General features: G+C 59.8%; 1 protein-coding gene. It reads right to left on the bottom strand.

Annotated features, from left to right (window positions below):
* Nucleotides 1-251, bottom strand: a 251-nt coding sequence (locus tag A3722_RS17245; RefSeq protein ID WP_330220230.1) for an inositol monophosphatase family protein, incomplete at both ends; no start/stop codon positions are given.

Genomic DNA, 251 nt, shown 5'->3' on the forward strand with positions numbered 1-251 from the left:
CCACTACCGGCATGCCCTCTACGATCAGAGCGATGCTGGCGCCAAAAAACGGCAGATCGCAGGCATAGTTCAACGTCCCGTCCAGGGGATCGACGATCCAATGCGGTTGGTCGCCGAGCACCTGCATGGCTTCAAAGCCCTCTTCGCCGATAAAACCGGCCTCGGGGAGCAGGCGCCGCAGGCCAGCCTGCAAGGTCTCTTGAAGCGCAAAATCCGTATCGGTGACAACATCACCCGCGACTTGGGTTTCT

It is taken from the genome of Sulfitobacter sp. HI0027, assembly GCF_001634775.1.
Taxonomy (GTDB): domain Bacteria; phylum Pseudomonadota; class Alphaproteobacteria; order Rhodobacterales; family Rhodobacteraceae; genus Sulfitobacter.